Genomic DNA, 16,630 nt, shown 5'->3' on the forward strand with positions numbered 1-16,630 from the left:
TGATCCCATGCGGCGCCGCGTCCTGATCCTGTTGGCCGCACTCCTGCTGGCGGGTATCAGTGGGCTGGCCGTCCTGTCGTACGCCCGCTCGGCCGACCGCCGGGCGCTCAGCGGCAAGGAGGGCACCTGGGTGCTGGTCGCCAAGCAGCGGATCCCGGTGAACACCAGCGGCGCCGAGATCCGCAGCCGGGGCCTGACCGAGCGCCTGCTGGTACCCACCGTGACCGTGCCCACCGGCGCGCTCTCCGCCTGGGACGGCGCCCTCGACAAGCTGCGCCTGGCCGCCGACCTGCAGCCGAAGCAGCTGCTGATGAAGACGCTGTTCCAACCGGCCCCGCCGGCGCCGTCGCACACCGAGCGGATCCCGGTGCCCCGCAAGTCGCTGGCCGTCTCGGTGCTGCTCAACGTGGCGCCGCAGGTGGCCGGCAACATCACGCCGGGCGACCTGGTCGCGGTCTACTACACGTACGACGTGAAGGTCACCACCACGGCCGGCCAGTCGGAGACGATTCCGATGACCCAGCTGCTGCTGGCCAAGGCCCGGGTGATCACCATCGGGGAGTCGCTGCCGCTGCCGCCGACCACCCCGCCGCCCTCCGGCACCGGCTGGGTCACCCCCACACCCGATCCGAGCAACTCCAGCGGCGCGGTGGCCGGCAACGTCAATCAGGCGATGGCCAGCAACGCGCCCACCGTCGCGGGCATCCTGCGGTACGTGGTCACCCTGGCCGTGAACGACAAGGACTCGCTGCGCCTGGTGCACGCCGTGCAGAGCGGAAAGCTCTACCTGGCGCTGCTCGGCCCGAACGCCACCTCCAGCGCCTACCCGGCCGTCGACACCAGCTGGGTCGTCAAATGAGCCGGCGGGCGAGCCAGCGCCGCCGGTGCGCAGCGGAGGCGAAGCGATGAGCCTCTACGTCTACGTCGAGCCGGACGACGAGCGCCGGGCGCACTGGGGTGACGACTTCCGGTCGATCGGCGGCACCATGCTCAAGAGCATGAGCGAGCTGGAGACGTACCTGCCCCGGTACCCGGAGACCCTGCTCGTGGTGCTCGGCGCCGAGGTGGACCTGGAAGAAGCGCTGATGTTCACGGCGTACCAGCGGCTGCAGCGCCCGGTGATCGGGGTGGTGCTGGTCCGCCGGGTGATCGAGGCCGACGCGGTGATGCGCTGCCTGCAGTCCGGCATCCGGGAGCTGGTCGCCGAGCAGGACGAGGAGGGCATCCGGGCGGCCACGGTCCGCTCGGTCGACCTCTCCAAGGCGCTCAGCACCAGCATGCGCGGCGCCGGCGACGCCGCACCGTTCGCCCGGGTGATCACCGTCTTCGCCGGCAAGGGCGGCTGCGGCCGCAGCGTGGTCGCGGTGAACCTGGCGGTGGCGCTGGCCGGCGCCGGCCGCCGGGTGCTGCTGATGGACCTGGACCTGCAGTTCGGCGACGTGGCGATCATGATGAAGCTGTCGCCGGAACGCAGCATCGCCGGCGGCCTGCCGATGGCCGGGCGGCTGGACGAGCCGGGCCTGCGCTCGATCGTCACCAACTACCGGACCGGCCTGGACACGCTGCTCGCGCCGGCCAGCCCAGCCGAGGGTGAGCAGGTCCGCCGCGAGTTCGTGGTCGAGCTGCTGGACGTGGCCCGCCCGCTCTACGACTTCATCGTGGTGGACACCCCGTCGGTGGTCACCGACCAGGTGCTCGCCGCGCTGGACATGTCCGACTGGTTCGTCCCGATCGTCACCCCGGACCTGCCCACGCTCAAGTCGGTCCGGCTGACCTCGGAGATGTTCGACCTGCTCGACTACCCGAAGGACAAGCGCCTGCTGGTGTTCAACCGGGCCAACACCCAGGTCGGCCTGAGCCCGGCCGAGGTGGAGCTGGCCGTCGGGATGCCGTTCGCGGTGCAGGTCCCGTCCAGCCGGGACGTGATCGTCTCGGTCAACCAGGGTGAGCCGATCGCGATGACCGACCCGCTGCACCCGGTCAGCCGGGCGATCCGGGAGCTGGCCGACCGGTGCGCCGGCGTGGACACCACCCCGCAGGAGCGCCGCAGCTTCCTGAGCCGGCTGTTCAAGTGAACGACCCGAAGGACAGGTGGGACAGGTGAGCCTCTCCAGCCGGCTGGGCGGCGCCGCGGCGGCCGCGGCCGCAGCCGTCGCCTCCACCGAGCCGCGCGGCGGCGAACGGTACCGCGCCGCCGGCCGCCAGCCCACCGACCAGGTCGGCGAGGTCCGGCTGCGGATCCAGCGCAAACTCGCCGACGAGCTCGGCCCGACGCTCTACAGCAACGACCGCAGCGACGACCTGGACGCACGGGTCCGCGAGGCGCTCAACGAGCTGCTGGCCCGGGAGGAGACCCCGCTCTCCGGCGCCGACCGCACCCGGATCACCCGCGAGGTGGTCGACGAGGTGCTCGGCCACGGCCCGATCGAGTCGCTGCTGCGCGACACGTCGGTGACCGAGGTGATGGTGAACGGGGCGCACTCGGTCTACGTGGAACGCTTCGGCCGGATCGAGAAGGTGGCCGCCGAGTTCGACGACGAGTCACACCTGCGCCGGATCATCGACCGGATCTGCTCCCGGGTCGGCCGGCGGGTGGACGAGGCCAGCCCGATGGTGGACGCCCGCCTGCCGGACGGCAGCCGGGTCAACGCCGTGGTGCCGCCGATCGCCCTGGACGGCTCGTCGCTGACCATCCGGAAGTTCGCCTCGGTGCCGCTCACCGTCGGCGACCTGCTCCAGTACGGCACGCTGACCCGGCCGGCCGCCGAGTTCCTGGACGCCTGCGTGCGCGGCCGGCGCAACATCGTGGTCAGCGGCGGCACCGGCTCCGGCAAGACCACCGTGCTGAACATCCTGTCCGGCTTCGTGCCGACCGACGAGCGCATCGTCACCATCGAGGACGCCGCCGAGCTCCAGCTGGTCCAGGACCACGTGGTGCGCCTGGAGTCCCGGCCGTCGAACTCGGAGGGCCGCGGCACCATCACCACCCGCGAGCTGGTCCGCAACGCGCTGCGGATGCGACCGGACCGGATCGTGGTCGGCGAGGTGCGCGACAGCGCCGCGCTGGACATGCTGCAGGCGATGAACACCGGTCACGACGGCTCGCTGACCACCCTGCACGCCAACACTCCCCGGGACGCGCTGTCCCGGATGGAGACCATGGTGCTGATGGCCGGCATGGACCTGCCGATCCGCGCGATCCGGGATCAGGTCGCCTCCGCGGTCGACCTGATCCTGCAGGTCAGCCGGTTCAAGGACGGCACCCGCAAGGTCACCCACATCACCGAGGTGGTCGGCATGGAGGGTGACGTGATCACCTTGCAGGACCTTTTCCTGTACGACCCCACGGCCACCTCGGACCTGCCCGGCGGCATCCCGGTGATCAAGTCCACCGGTATCCGCCCGCACTTCACCGACACTCTGGCGATGTACGGCGTGACCCTGCCGGCCACCATGTTCTCCAACAGCCGGCGGCGGTGAGGCGGCGTGTCCGCCCAGCCGATGCTGGCCCTGGTCGTCGCGGTCCTGGCCACCGGCACCGCGGTGTTCGCCCTGGCCTGGCTGCTGCTGCAGAGCGCGTTCGGCAAGACCCCGATCCAGCGCCGGCTGGCCACCCTGCGGCAGTTCACCGTACGGAAGGAGACCGCACCCGACCCGCCGCTGCGCCGGTTGCTCGCCACCCAGGGCCGGCGCGTCGAGCGGCGTCCCGGCCTGCACACCCTGGCCGAACGCAGCGCCCCGCTGCTGGACCGGCTGGGTGGCAGCCTGCGACCGGGCGAGTGGCTGGTCGTCCGCCTGTACGCCGCGCTCGGCGTGATGCTGCTCCTCGGCCTGCTGCTGACGCCGGTGCTGGGCCTGCTCGGGCTGCCGGCCGGGTTCTTCGGGGCGAACGCCGTGCTGCGGTCCCGGATCCGCCGCCGCGAGCGGGTGTTCGCCGACGAGCTGCCGGGCGCCCTCCAACTCATGATCAGTTCGCTGCGCTCCGGCTTCACCCTGCACCAGTCGGTCGAGGCGTCGGTCCGTGACGACCCCGGGCCGGTCGCCAGCGAGCTGCGCCGGGCGCTCTCCGAGACCCGGATCAGCGGCGAGTTCGAGGACGCCCTGGAACGGATCGGCGAGCGGATGCACAGCGCCGAGATGATCTGGCTGGTGATGGCGCTGCGCCTGCAGCGGGAGGTGGGCGGCAGCCTGGTCGAGGTGATGCAGACGACCGCGGACACCATGAAGGAGCGGGCCTACCTGATGCGGCAGGTGCGCAGCCTGTCCGGCGAGGGCCGGGTCTCGGCGTACACCCTGGGCGCGATGCCGTTCATGGCGGCCGGCGGGCTCTGGGCGGTCCGGCCGGAGTACCTGCGGCCGATGTTCCACCAGCCGGCCGGCATCGCCATGATCGCCGCCGCGCTGGTCATGATGGGTATCGGCGTGGTCTGGCTGCGAGCCGTGGTCAAGGTCGAGGTGTGAGGTGAGCGGCTACGTCATCGCGCTCGGCGCGGCGATCGGGATGGCCGCCGCCGTGCTGCTCGCCGCGGCCGCCGCGGTGCTGCCCGCGCCACGCCGCGACCGCCTGCTGCGGGCACTGTCCCAGTACGGCAGCGGCGGGTCGATCCAGGTGCAGGCCTCGCACCCGATCACTCGCCGGATCCGCTCGATCACCCGGGTCCTGGTGGAGCGGCTGGGTGACGCGATCACCTCGGACCAGGACCGGACGCGGCTGGCACAGGGCCTGGACTACGCCGGCAACCCGGCCGCCTGGCCGCTGAGCCGGGTGATCCGGTTACGGCCGTTCGCCACCGTCGGGGCCTCCGCCTTCTGCTCCGCGGTCGGGAACGCCCTGGCGCCCGACGGGGGCGCGCTGCTGGGCGCGCTCGGCGGCCTGGCGCTCGGTTTCTTCCTGCCCCGGCTGATGCTCTACAACGCCGGGGTGAAACGGCAGGAGAAGGTCCAGCGGTCGCTGCCGGACGTGATGGACGCCCTGGTCATCGGGGTGGAGGCGGGCCTGGGCCTGGACGCCGCGATGGATCACATCGGCCGGAGCCTGACCGGCCCGATGGCCGACGAGCTGCGCCGGGTGCTGCAGGAGATGCGGCTCGGCGTGTCCCGGTCCGACGCGCTGCGCTCGCTCGCCGCCCGGACCACGGTCCGCGACCTGAAACGCCTGGTCACTGCGCTGGTGCAGGCCGGCGAGCTGGGCATCTCGGTGGCCAACATCCTCCGCGAGCACTCACAGGACCAGCGCGCCCGGCGGCGGCAGCGGGCCGAGGAGATGGCACAGAAGGTGCCGATCAAGCTGATCTTCCCGGTGATCTTCTGCATGCTGCCGGCGATCTTCGTGATCCTGATCGGGCCGGCCGTGCTGAACCTGATGGCCGCCTTCAAATAGCAGATCACTAATCCCGGGCCCGGAAATGCCGAACAACGGGTGTGACCGCTCTCATCGATCTGCCGTTCCGGGACCTGGAACAGGACCGGCTCGCGGCGCTGCACGAGTACCAGTTGCTCGACGAGCCGGCCGACGACGAGCTGTCCGCGGTCGTCCGGGTCGCCTCGGTGGTGGCCGGTGTGACACGCGCGACGCTGAACCTGATCGACGAGAACCGCCAGTGCTCGCTCACCACGGTCGGCTACGAGGGCGGCACCATGCCCCGCGACGAGGGGATGTGCGGCGTGCACTTCCTCGAGGGCGGCACCATCCAGATCCCGGACGCCACCCTGCACCCGCGGTACGCGAACCATCCGCAGGTGGACGGCCGGCTGGGCAAGGTCCGCTTCTACGCGTCCACCTCGCTGGTCACCCCGGGCGGCTACGTGCTCGGCACGCTCTGCGTCTTCGACTTCGTGCCGAGGACCCTCACCGACCAGCAGCTCGCCCGGCTCGAGGACCTCGGCGCGGTGCTGGTCGGGCTCTTCGAACGGCGCCGCCAGGCCCGGCTCAACGCCGCGATGGCCGCGGAGTCCGAACGCAACCGCAAATTCATCGACACCGTGCTGGAGACGGTCGAGGTGGGTATCGCGGCGTCCGACGAGACCGGTGAGCTGACCGTGCTGAACCGGGCCGCCCGCCGGTGGGGCGGCGTCGAGCTCAGCAACGAACTCCCGTCCCGGGACCGGGGCCGGTACCGGATGTTCCGGCCGGACGGGGTCACCCCGCTGGCCGAGGACGAGACTCCGCTGCAGCGGGTGCTGCGCGAGAACTACCTGGACGGCGCCGAGATGATCCTGCGGACCGCCTCCGACGAGTACATCTCGGTGCTGGCCAGCGGCCGGGCCATGTTCGCCGACACCGGCGAGCGGATCGGCGCGGTCGTGGCGCTCACCGACATCACCTCCGACCGGGTCTACCGGCGGCGGCTGGAGCAGGCGCACACCGAGGTGGCGCTGCGCGAGGAGCAGCTGCAGGCCGCGGTGGTCGAGCTGGAACGGTCCAACGACGAGCTGGAGGGTTTCGCCGCCGCGGTCAGCCACGACCTGGTCCGCCCGCTGGCCGGGGCGCACGGCTACCTCGACCTGCTGGACGAGGCGTACGGCAAGCACCTGGACGCCCGGGCCGCCAAGTGGGTCGGCGGCGCGCTGCGGGCCGTGGAACGGATGCAGCAGCTGGTCCAGGCGCTGCTCAGCTACGCCCGGGCCGGGCACGCGCCGTGCCAGCCCGGCGAGGTCGACCTGAACGACGTGGTCGAACAGGTCACCGCGGACCTGCGCACCCTGATCGAGAGCGGACAGGCCGACGTCGGGGTGCAGGGCCGGCTACCGGTGATCACCGGGGACCACACGCTGATCCGCCAGCTGCTGCAGAACCTGGTGGACAACGCGATCAAGTACCGGCACCCGGACCGGCGCCCGCGGATCAGGATCAGCTGCTCCGCCGAGCCGGACGGGTGGCACATCGTGGTCACCGACAACGGGATGGGCATCCCGGCCGAGCACCGTGCCCGGATCTTCGACATGTTCGCGCAGGTGGATCCGGAGTCCCGCAAGGGCCACGGGATCGGGCTCTCCACCTGCCTGCGGATCGTGGAGCGGCACGGCGGGACGATCGAGCTGGACGACGTGCCGGGCGGCGGCACCGCGGTCCGGCTGCGGATGCCGCTGGTCCTGCCGGGCTGAGCGCGCGCCCTTGACCTCAACCGGGCTCGAAGTCGCAGGATCTCCCGATGACGATCGATGACGCGACCGTACGGATCGCCCGCCCGTGCACCGACCTGGCCGCCGCCGAACGGTTCTACGTCCACGGGCTCGGGCTGGCCGAGCTGTTCCGCAAGCCGGACCTGCTGATGGCCGGACCCCGGGGCGCGTCCTGGCACCTGGAGCTGGTCGCCGGTGACCTCCGGCCGGCGCCGACCGAGGAGGACCTGCTCGTCCTCTACCTGGGCGAACCGGTCGACCCGGCCCTGGTGGAGCGCCTGACCGAGCACGGCGGGACGGTCGTCTCCCAGGGCGAGTACTGGGACCGCTGGGGCGTCACCGTGCAGGACCCGGACGGGTACCGCCTGGTCCTGTCCACCCGCAGCTGGTCCAACTCTGCTTGATCCGGCTAACTCTGGTTGATTCTGATCAGGTTCCCGGCCGGGTCGCGGAACGCGCAGTCCCGGATGCCGTACGGCTGGTCGGCCGGCTCCTGGACCACCTCGGCGCCGCCGGCCACCAGCCGCTCGAAGACCCCGTCGAGGTCCTCGGTGGCCAGGGTCAGCGCCGCGAAGCTGCCCTTCGCCATCAACTCGGCGATCACCCGGCGCTCGTCCTCGGTGATGCCCGGATCGACGGCCGGCGGGTGCAGCACGATCGAGGTGGGCTGCCCCTTCGGCCCGACCGTGATCCAGCGCATCCCGCCGTAGCCGACGTCGTTGCGGACCTCGAAGCCGAGGACGTCGCGGTAGAAGCCGAGCGCGGCGTCCGGGTCGACGTGCGGGAGGAAACTCGCATGAATTCTGATGTCCATGCCGACCATGCTAGGAACCGGACGACGCCCGGGCTTCTCTATTCCTGACCGGTCTGGTGACCTGTTTGGCCACGCAGGACGGGATGCCCTCGGTGGCGTCCGCGGCGCTCTTCTTGTACGCGCTCGGTGAGATGCCGACCAGCTGGGTGAACCGGGTGCTGAACGTGCCCAGCGACGAACACCCGACGGTGAAACAGACATCGGTCACGCTCAGGTCGCCCCGGCGGAGCAGCGACATCGCCCGCTCGATCCGCCGGGTCATCAGGTACCCGTACGGTGATTCGCCGAAGGCGGTCTTGAACTCGCGGCTGAGGTGGCCGGCGGACATGTTGGCCCCGCGGGCCAGGGCCTCGACGTCGAGCGGCTGAGCGTAGTCACGGTCGATCCGGTCGCGGACCCGGCGCAGGCGCACGAGGTCCCGCAGTCGTTGCTCGTGCGAGGACGTGCCGCTCACCTCCGCATCGTGCCACGGATCAGAGCATGCGGGCCAGCTCGGCCAGATCGTCGACGGTGAGGTCGGCGGGCAGGCCGCGCAGGCCCACGGTCAGCGCACCGGCCGCCCGGCCGGCCCGCACGCCCACCTCGGCGTCCTCCACCACCAGGCAGTCCGCCGGCGCGACCCCGAGCGCCGCGGCGGCCTGCAGGTATCCGTCCGGTGCGGGCTTGCCGGCCGCCACGTCCTCGACCGTGACCAGCAGCGGCGGGGTGATCCCGGCGGCGCCCAGCCGGGCCTTCGCCAGGCGGACGTCGGCACTGGTCACCACGGCCCACGGCAGACCGCGCCGGGCCAGCGTGCCGAGCAGTTCGGCCGCGCCGGTGGCCGGGGTCACGTCGGACAGATCGTCGTACTGCAGCGCCAGCTGCCGGGCCGCGGCGGCGTTGACGACATCGCCGGAGGAGGCGGCCGGGAGGAACGTCCGGACTGTCGTCCCGGCCGGCGCGCCGTGCGCGACGATCATGACCGCGTCCGGGTCCACTCCGTACTCGGCGGACCAGACGCGCCAGGCCCGTTCGACCGCGGCGTGCGACTCGACGAGCGTGCCGTCCATGTCGAGCAGCACCGCCCGGATTCCCGACAGCTCCACGTCACCCTCCCGCGCTCCCCGTTTATCCTCTTCCCCAGAGCATAAACGGGGCCGGGTCAGCGCCGCCCGCCCCAGCGCCGGTCCCGGCTCCACCGCGGGCCGACCCGGCGCCACTCCCGTGCCCAGGACCGGTCCCGTTGCAGGTCCAGCAGCCCCAGCCCGGCCCGGTGCAGCCCGACCAGCCCGGCGGCCAGGCAGATCGTCGCGGCCAGCCCGACCAGGACCGCCTGCGACGTCGGGTTCCGGCGGACCGGCGGCACCTGCAGGCCGCCCGCGTCGTCCACCCAGATCGTCACCCGGCTGCCGGCCCGGACCGGCTCGACGCCGGTCTGCACGATGCCGCGGTGCGCCGACCCGTCCGGCCCGGTCCAGACGGCGTGCGCGGCCTGCGGCGCGGCGGTCCGGGTGCCGGTGGCGCCGATCGTCCCGGCGTCCTCGGCCAGCACCGCGTCCACCCGGAAGACGTGCTCCCGCTCCCACTGCTGCGCCCGCAGGTCCGACCGGTACCCGGCCGCACCGGCCCACCAGGCCAGCAGCGGCGCACCCGCCAGGAACGTGAAGACCAGCACGAACACCAGCAGACTCTCGACGCGGTCCGTGGTGCGGCGCAGCACGTTGCGTTCCCAGCCGAGCCGGCGTGTGACCCGTAGCCCGATCATCTCTCTGCTCCCTCTCCCCGCGGCTCCAACCCGCGACCCCCGGGTGAGCATCACCCGGAAGCGACCCCGGACGACGCACATCGCCGCACTGAACGGGTACGGAGACCGGCGAGCGTCCAGATCAGTGCGGTGAGGGTTGTCGCGGTCAGCACGAGCAGCAGCGGGGTGGTGCGCGCGCCCACGGCGTCAGCCGCGGCCGCGACCGGGTTCGGGTAGCCCAGCCGGGCGACCAGCCACCCCGTCGCGGCCACTCCGGTGACGGTGGCGCCGGCGATCCGGGAACCCGGTCCGATCCGGGTCCGGGCGACCACCACCAGCGCCGGCAGCGCGAGGGCGACCAGGGCGAGCTGGACCAGCTCGATGCCGAGGTTGAACCCGAAGAGGCTCAGCGCGAGCCGCCCGGTGGACAGCTGCATCTCGGCGAGGGTGAAAGAGAAGGCCATGCCGTGCCCCAGACCGAAGATTCCGGCAACGGCCGCTTCACGACCAGGAAAAATTGGGCGTACGGCATGAAGCGCGCCGATCAGGATGCTCGCCGCGATGAACGCCTCCACCGGCCACGCCGGGATGTCCAGGTGGGTCAGCGCGCTCAGGGCCAGCGCCACGGAGTGCCCGGCGGTGAACGCCAGCGTCGTACGCCCGATCCGGCCGGCCGCCGCCCGGGTGCCGGCCGGGCCACGCCAGCGCCCGCCGGCCGCCAGCAGCGGGGCGGGCAGCAGCAGGATCAGCAGGAAGAGCAGGTGATCGGTGCCCGCCAGGATGTGACCGCCACCCAGCTTCACCATGGCCACGAAGCCCGACCAGGTGCTGCCGTGTGCCAGGTTCACGTCCAGCGCCGGCACGTCATGGTGCGGCTGTCGATCGCGATCGCGCCGACCTGCACGGCCTCCGACTCCACCCGGCCGGCGGCCCAGTCCTGCCGGACCGAGACCAGGACGGTGTGGGTGACCACCTGGTGCACGATCACGTCGTACGAAAAAATGAAGTGCCTGAGGTCGCCGCCCGGTGGCGGTGTCAGCGTCGCCGTGGCGACGACCTCCTGATAGGGACCGGTCGAGGTCTGCTCGGCCCGGCCGACCGCGAGATCGCCGATCGCGACGGTCCAGGCCCGGCCGTCGGTGGTGACCGGCGTGATGTGCGCGGCCAGATACGCCGAGATCGGCTCGCCCCTGCGCGCGAGCTCCAGGTCGCCGGCCGGCAGCTGCAGGTGCGCGGTCACCGACGTCTCGTGCACGTCGAGCAGGACCACCGAGTGCGGCAGGGGATGCGCCGAGGCCGGCGACGCTCCGCACAGGAGCGCCGCCGTCACCACCAGCGCGGTGATGAGTGCCCGTCGCATCAGAAGGAGAACTCTCCACCGTAGTCACGGGTGTGGTCGCGGTAGACCGTGTGGTAGTGGACCTGGTCCTGGTAGACGATGCCGTTCTGGACCACGAACTCGATCCAGACGCTCGGGCCGTCGATCCGCACGTAGTCGCCCTGGGTGTCGTAGCCGGTGCCGCCGGAGACACTGACGAACGTCCGGTCCAGCTCGGACTCGTAGACCTTCAGCAGCTGCTGCGCGGTGGCGTCGTCGGCCACCGCGACCCACGGCTTGATCGCGTCGAGGACCAGCTTCTTCTGCTTCGGCGCGAGCGTCCGGACCGCGACGCCCTCCTTGGTCGCCGGGAAGTTGCCGTCCTGCTGCGGGCCTACCAGCACGTCGCCGAACGACTCGGTCAGCGTGGCGGCGGTCAGCTGCTTGGCGCTGAGGCTGCCGGTGAGCGCGGCGATCGCGTTCTTCTGCCGGGCCATCGCCTCGACGGTGGCGCCGTCGGCGCCGGTGTAACTGATCGGCTCGACGCCGATGAAGAACGGGCTGGCGCTGACACCCTTGCCATTCTTGTACGTGACGTGCACGGCCAGGTGGTGCCCGCCGAAGCCGAGCTCCCAGGTGCCGGTCAGCGACGGGGTGCCGAGGAAGGCGAGGTAGTAGTAGCCGCTGCCGTACTGGAAGGCGCCCATCCCGCCCGACGGCGCGGAGGGTGCCGGAGCCGCCGACGCATCGCTTGACGGCGCTGGGCCTCCGCCGCCGCCCGGGCCGGTCGAGGGGTCGTAGTCCGCGGCGAGCAGGTCGTCGGCGGCCAGGATGTCGTTGATCTGGTCGATGCCGGTGCCCGTCCCGGTGCCGGTGGCCGCCGTCAGCACCGCCTTCGCGGCGGTGAGCTGCTCCGCGGTGAGGTCACCGAGCGCGATGCCGGGACGGCAGGTGCCGGCACACGGCAGGTTCGACCAGGCGGCGGCGTTCTCCGCGGTGAAGTCGATGAGGACTTCGGCCTTCTGGTCGTCGCTGAGTGTGTCCAGGAAAGCGTTGGCGGCGTTCACCAGTCCCGCGACCCCCTTGGCGCCCCGGGTCGGGTCTTTCGGGGCGGCCTTCGCCTGATTGTTCGCCGCACCGCCCTTGGTGTCGACGGTCGCGGCGTTCGCGGTGGCGATGCCGGCGCCGAGGACGGCGAGGGCGGTCGCGGCGAGGGCCACGCCGCGCCAGGCCTGTGGATGCTTCACGGATGCTCCTCAAGAGAAAGTGGATCGGCAACAGGATTGTTGACAACCCAACTCAGGGAAAGCAACCCGTCAATAGCGAATTACGCCTATGAGTTCCTTATCGGAACCCTGTCAATATGTCCCCAGCTGCGAAAACGCTGAAAGGAAATATGCATGGGAAATTTACAGCTTCAGCACAGGTCATTCAAAAGAAAGGATGTGGAATCCCCACGCCGGCAGGTCGACATAGAGACCGTCGGCGGCCAGTTCACTGCCGGAACGCTCGAAGACCCGGCCGTCCATCCGGTCGGCCAGCCGCCAGGCCCGCCCGGCCAGTTCCGGCCAGGGCAGCTCGACCCGGCACTGCGCCGGCCGCCCGGAGTAGTTGACCACGGTCAGATCCCGCGGCACCCGGCCGTCGTGCCAGGCCCAGGCCAGCATGTCCTGATGCGTCGGGTTGTCCGCCCAGCCGTGCGTCGGCACCTGCCGCCAGTCACCCCGGCGTACGGTCGCGGCCACCCGGACCAACCGGCGGTGGAAGTCCCGCAGGCGCGCGTCGGCCGGCTCGTCCGGATACCGGGCCAGGAAGATCGGCAGGTGCGTGCGCCGGCCCTCGAACTGCCCGTCGTGCCAGAGCGTCCCACCCGGCAGGGTGGACAGCGCCACCGCCGCGGCCCGGCCCCGCCCGCCCGGCGTCGTCGCGGCCGCCCGCGGCTCGTCGTGGTTCTCCAGGAAACGGATCAGCCGGTCCTGGTAGTCGCGGCCCGCCTCCAGGTGCTTGCGGACCGAGGCGGCGTCCTCGTGCGCGAGCCGGTCGTAGAGCCGCTTGTCGTAACAGAAGTCGAAGCCCTGCTGCTGCAACAGCCACTCGGTGTCCCAGTAGACCTCGGCGATCAGCACCAGGCCCGGGTGCCGTTCCCGCAGGCGGCCGATCAGCTCGGGCCAGAACTCGGTGGCAGGTCTCGGGCCCGCGTACTTCCCCCAGGTCCCGGCGAAGATGTCGTTCGTCATCAGCATCGCCATGTCGCAGCGCATGCCGTCGCACTGCTCGGCGATGTCCGACATCCCGGCCAGCGTCGCCGCCCGCATCCCCGGCGCGAACGCGTTCAGCTGGGCCACGTCCGGCCACGGCGCGAAATACGGGTCCCGGCCGTGCGCGATCACCCGGTCACCGGCCCGGAACCAGTCGGACGGCGCGTGGGCCAGGTCCTCCTCGGCGCCCTGGATGAACCAGTCCGGATGCCGGGTCACCGCGGGATGGTCCGGGGCGACATGGTTGGGCACGTAGTCGAGCACCAGCTTCAGCCCACGCCGGCGCAACTCGGCCCGCGCGGTGGCGAGCCCGGCCGGCCCGCCCAGACGTTCGTCGGCCCGGTACCGCCGCACGCAGTACGGCGAGCCGACCACGTCCTCCGGCGTCAGGTCGGGCAGCGCGTGCCGGAACGCCCGCTGCAGCCCCTCGTCGGCACGGGCCACGGCCAGCCCGGCCGGGCTGCGCTCCCAGACGCCCATCAGCCAGACCGCGTGCATCCCGGGCGCGGCCACCTCGTCCCAGACCTCGCCCGGCACATCGGACAGGGTGACGGTGCGGCCGAGACGGCGGCCCAGGCCGACCAGCCACGGCCAGGTGTCGATCTCGTAGATGGCCGGGGTGGCCGGCCAGCCGGTCATGACGTCACGGTAGCAAGGCGAACGCCTTTCAACATCCCGGATGCCGGTGCCGGCCGGTCGACCGTCCGGGCCGTCACTCCGGCGGCCGGAGCCGCCCGTACCTCGTCCGCGACGGTCACCGAACCCAGCACCACGAAACCGATCAACCCGGTACGCAGGATCCCCCGCATTGTCGTTCCTTTCCTCCGGATTAAGCCTCCATGGGGATCAACGAAGTTGTGAACGATCGGGCTCCGACTCCCGTACTGGGTGGCGGCAGCATCACCGAGGGGTTATCGGGAGGTCACCGTGGCACGGACCGGAATCGACACGTCGATCCTGCACAAGGGATCGCACAGCGCGTCCTACTTCGACCTGGCGAGAGCCGCCGGGGAAGGCGCGGAGATCGTCGACTTCTGCATCCCGTGCAACCCGTACTTCCCCACCCCGGAGATGTTCGACGAGCTCGGCCGGGAGCTGAAGAGCATCCTGAAGTACTACCCGAGCGACTCGGCCACCATCACCAAGAAGCTGGCCAGCGTGCTCAACCTGCACCCGCAGACGGTGGCGATGGCGAACGGCTCCACCGAGCTGATCACCTGGATCGACCACCTGCTGGTCAAGGAGAGCCTGGCCATCCCGATCCCGACGTTCGGCCGGTGGACCGACCAGCCCCTCGAGACCGGCAAGCGGGTGGACATGTTCCCGCTGCAGGAGCGCGACGGCTTCCGGCTCGACCTGGACGAGTACGTCGAGTTCATCCGGGAACGCCGCTCGCGGGTCGCGGTGATCTGCAACGTGAACAACCCGGACGGCAACTACCTGCCGCGCCGGGACGTCATCCGGTTCATGGACCAGCTCAGCGACCTCGACCTGGTGATCGTCGACGAGTCGTTCATCGACTTCTCCGACGCCGAACGCTTCCCCTCGGTCGGCCCGGACGCGGTGATCCGCCCGAACGCGATCGTGCTCAAGTCCCTCGGCAAGAACTTCGGCCTGCACGGCATCCGATTCGGCTACATGCTGTCCAACCCGGCGATCGCCAGCAAGATCGCGAAGATGCTGCCGAAGTGGAACCTCAACTCCCTCGCGGAGAAGGTCGTCCACATGATCCAGGACCACGAGATGGAGTACGAGGAGAGCCTGCGCCTGCTCAGCCGCGACCGCCGGTCGATGGGCCGCGAGCTGCAGCGCATCCCCGGCCTCACGGTCTTCCCGTCGCAGGGCAACTTCTTCCTGGTCAAGCTGCCGACCGAGTGGTCCGGGGTGGCGCTGCGCGACTACCTGGTCGCCAACCACGGCATCATGACCCGCGAATGCGGCAACAAGCTCGGCATGACCAGCCAGTTCATGCGCCTCGTGGTGCGGCAGGCCCCGGACGTGGACCGGCTGGTCGACGGCATGCTCGACTACGCGCAGCGCTTCCAGGGCCGCTCGGTCTACGACTCCGACCCCCTCGAGTCGAGCAGCCGCCGCTGGACCGAGCAGTACGAGGACAAGTCCGAGTACGTCGGCCGCCGCTCCGCGATCGCCTGATCTTCCTCGCTCTCCGGGGGCCGGCCTCTTCTTCTGCTTTTCAGAGGCCGGTCATCCGCTCCATCTGCTCCGGGTAGCGCTCGCCCTGCACCTCGATCTTCGCGGCCGCCGTCTCGATCTCGTCGAGGTCGGCCGGGCTCAGCGTGACCTCGACCGCGCCGAGGTTCTCGTCCAGCCGCTCCAGGCGCCGGGTCCCCGGGATCGGCACGATCCACGGCCGCTGGGCCAGCAGCCAGGCCAGCGCGATCTGCGCTCGCGTCGCGCCCTTGCCGTCCGCGATCCGCCCGATCAGCTCGACCAGTGCCTGATTCGCCGCCAGCGCATCCGCCGAGAACCGCGGCAGCCCGTTGCGCATGTCGTTCTCGGCGAAGACCGTGTCCGCGCCGATCTTCCCGGTCAGGAAGCCGCGGCCCAGCGGGCTGAACGGCACGAACCCGATGCCCAGCTCGGCCAGGGTGTCCAGCAGCCCGCCCTCCGGCTGGCGCGACCACAGCGAATACTCACTCTGCACCGCGGTGACCGGCTGCACGGCGTGCGCCCGGCGGATCGTCGCGGTGCCCGCCTCGGACATCCCGAAGTGCCGTACCTTGCCCGCTTCGATCAGCTCCCGGACCGCGCCGGCGACGTCCTCGATCGGCACGTCCGGGTCGACCCGGTGCTGGTAGAACAGGTCGATCGTGTCCACCCTGAGTCGCCGCAGCGACGCCTCGGCGACCCGCCGGATGTTCTCCGGCCGGCTGTCCACGCCGCTCTGCCGCCCCTGCTCCTCGATCGCGAACCCGAACTTGGTGGCGATCACCACCTGCCCGCGGAACGGTTCGAGGGCCTCACCGACCAGCTCCTCGTTCACCCACGGGCCGTACACCTCAGCGGTGTCGAAGAGGGTGACACCGCGCTCGACCGCGGTCCGCAGCAGGGCGATGTTCGCGTCCCGGTCCGGCCCGGGCCCATAGCCATGACTCATCCCCATCGCGCCAAACCCGACCGCGGAGACCGTCAGGCCCCCAAGTGCTCTCATCTGCATGTCACGAAACGCTACGACCCCCCACCCCGATCCACCGCCCCAGAGGGGGTCCCTGCCATTACCCCGTTCCCCTCCCACCCCTCCCCCAGCCCAGCCCAGCCCAGCGCGGCCCAGCCCGGCGCGGCGCGGCGCGGCGCGGCCCAGCCCGGCGCGGCCCAGCCCGGCGCGGCCCAGCCCAGCGCGGCCCAGCCCAGCGCGGCCCAGCCCAGCGCGGCCC

General features: G+C 71.3%; 17 protein-coding genes. 8 read left to right on the plus strand and 9 right to left on the minus strand.

From position 1 onward, the window contains the following. The first annotated feature begins 7 nt into the window (after positions 1 to 7). Genes Apa02nite_RS48370 through Apa02nite_RS48400 form a run of 7 tightly spaced genes read left to right on the plus strand, consistent with a single transcriptional unit; the run spans position 8 to position 7,526 of the window. Entirely contained in the window at positions 8 to 859 is an 852-nt protein-coding gene (locus tag Apa02nite_RS48370) for an RcpC/CpaB family pilus assembly protein (RefSeq protein ID WP_203831166.1), read from the plus strand. 46 nt (positions 860 to 905) lie between these two features. After that, complete coding sequence (locus tag Apa02nite_RS48375; RefSeq protein ID WP_067707939.1) at positions 906 to 2,075, plus strand: CpaE/TadZ family protein; 1,170 nt, start codon at positions 906 to 908, stop codon at positions 2,073 to 2,075. Positions 2,076 to 2,100: 25 nt separating this feature from the next. Further along, on the plus strand, positions 2,101 to 3,480 hold the full coding sequence (locus Apa02nite_RS48380; protein ID WP_239165104.1) for a TadA family conjugal transfer-associated ATPase: 1,380 nt from the start codon (positions 2,101 to 2,103) through the stop codon (positions 3,478 to 3,480). A gap of 6 nt (positions 3,481 to 3,486) precedes the next feature. Then, entirely contained in the window at positions 3,487 to 4,461 is a 975-nt protein-coding gene (locus Apa02nite_RS48385) for a type II secretion system F family protein (protein WP_203831168.1), read from the plus strand. 1 nt (position 4,462) lies between these two features. Continuing rightward, a complete protein-coding gene (locus tag Apa02nite_RS48390) occupies positions 4,463 to 5,380 on the plus strand; it encodes a type II secretion system F family protein (RefSeq protein ID WP_203831169.1) in 918 nt (305 codons plus the stop codon). A 41-nt stretch (positions 5,381 to 5,421) separates the two neighbouring features. Next, positions 5,422 to 7,104, plus strand: a complete 1,683-nt coding sequence (locus Apa02nite_RS48395) for a GAF domain-containing sensor histidine kinase (RefSeq protein ID WP_239165105.1) — start codon at positions 5,422 to 5,424, stop codon at positions 7,102 to 7,104. Positions 7,105 to 7,151: 47 nt separating this feature from the next. Then, complete coding sequence (locus Apa02nite_RS48400; protein WP_203831170.1) at positions 7,152 to 7,526, plus strand: VOC family protein; 375 nt, start codon at positions 7,152 to 7,154, stop codon at positions 7,524 to 7,526. A gap of 5 nt (positions 7,527 to 7,531) precedes the next feature. On the opposite strand, the gene Apa02nite_RS48405 is transcribed toward Apa02nite_RS48400, so the two are convergent. From Apa02nite_RS48405 to Apa02nite_RS48440, 8 genes are all read right to left on the minus strand, one after another. Continuing rightward, complete coding sequence (locus Apa02nite_RS48405; RefSeq protein ID WP_203831171.1) at positions 7,532 to 7,936, minus strand: VOC family protein; 405 nt, start codon at positions 7,934 to 7,936, stop codon at positions 7,532 to 7,534. Positions 7,937 to 7,946: 10 nt separating this feature from the next. Further along, entirely contained in the window at positions 7,947 to 8,390 is a 444-nt protein-coding gene (locus Apa02nite_RS48410) for a helix-turn-helix transcriptional regulator (RefSeq protein WP_203831172.1), read from the minus strand. Positions 8,391 to 8,409: 19 nt separating this feature from the next. Continuing rightward, entirely contained in the window at positions 8,410 to 9,021 is a 612-nt protein-coding gene (locus Apa02nite_RS48415; RefSeq protein WP_203831173.1) for an HAD-IA family hydrolase, read from the minus strand. A 56-nt stretch (positions 9,022 to 9,077) separates the two neighbouring features. Then, the gene (locus Apa02nite_RS48420; RefSeq protein WP_067707958.1) at positions 9,078 to 9,680 is read right to left on the minus strand and encodes an Rv1733c family protein; all 603 of its coding nucleotides are present in this window, start codon (positions 9,678 to 9,680) and stop codon (positions 9,078 to 9,080) included. Between the two features lie 50 nt (positions 9,681 to 9,730). Continuing rightward, positions 9,731 to 10,522: a HupE/UreJ family protein gene (locus Apa02nite_RS48425; protein ID WP_203831174.1), complete on the minus strand. Its 792-nt coding sequence runs from the start codon at positions 10,520 to 10,522 to the stop codon at positions 9,731 to 9,733. Further along, the gene (locus Apa02nite_RS48430; protein ID WP_203831175.1) at positions 10,504 to 11,019 is read right to left on the minus strand and encodes a hypothetical protein; all 516 of its coding nucleotides are present in this window, start codon (positions 11,017 to 11,019) and stop codon (positions 10,504 to 10,506) included. Before Apa02nite_RS48430 ends, Apa02nite_RS48425 begins: the two co-directional genes overlap by 19 nt. Continuing rightward, positions 11,019 to 12,224: a DUF3500 domain-containing protein gene (locus tag Apa02nite_RS48435; protein WP_239165106.1), complete on the minus strand. Its 1,206-nt coding sequence runs from the start codon at positions 12,222 to 12,224 to the stop codon at positions 11,019 to 11,021. The genes Apa02nite_RS48430 and Apa02nite_RS48435 overlap by 1 nt, the downstream gene beginning before the upstream one ends. A 180-nt stretch (positions 12,225 to 12,404) precedes the next feature. After that, positions 12,405 to 13,874, minus strand: coding sequence for an alpha-amylase family protein (locus tag Apa02nite_RS48440; protein ID WP_203831176.1), 1,470 nt, complete (start codon positions 13,872 to 13,874; stop codon positions 12,405 to 12,407). A 288-nt stretch (positions 13,875 to 14,162) separates the two neighbouring features. Between Apa02nite_RS48440 and Apa02nite_RS48445 the strand changes: the two genes are divergently transcribed. Then, positions 14,163 to 15,389 carry a pyridoxal phosphate-dependent aminotransferase gene (locus Apa02nite_RS48445; protein WP_067707964.1) on the plus strand — a complete coding sequence of 409 codons (1,227 nt, stop codon included), beginning with the start codon at positions 14,163 to 14,165 and terminating at the stop codon, positions 15,387 to 15,389. A 40-nt stretch (positions 15,390 to 15,429) separates the two neighbouring features. Here Apa02nite_RS48445 and Apa02nite_RS48450 read toward each other — a convergent pair whose 3' ends face one another. Continuing rightward, positions 15,430 to 16,413 carry an aldo/keto reductase gene (locus tag Apa02nite_RS48450; protein WP_203831177.1) on the minus strand — a complete coding sequence of 328 codons (984 nt, stop codon included), beginning with the start codon at positions 16,411 to 16,413 and terminating at the stop codon, positions 15,430 to 15,432. Between the last annotated feature and the right edge of the window lie 217 nt (positions 16,414 to 16,630).

It is taken from the genome of Actinoplanes palleronii, from assembly GCF_016862315.1.
Taxonomy (GTDB): Bacteria; Actinomycetota; Actinomycetes; order Mycobacteriales; family Micromonosporaceae; genus Actinoplanes; species Actinoplanes palleronii.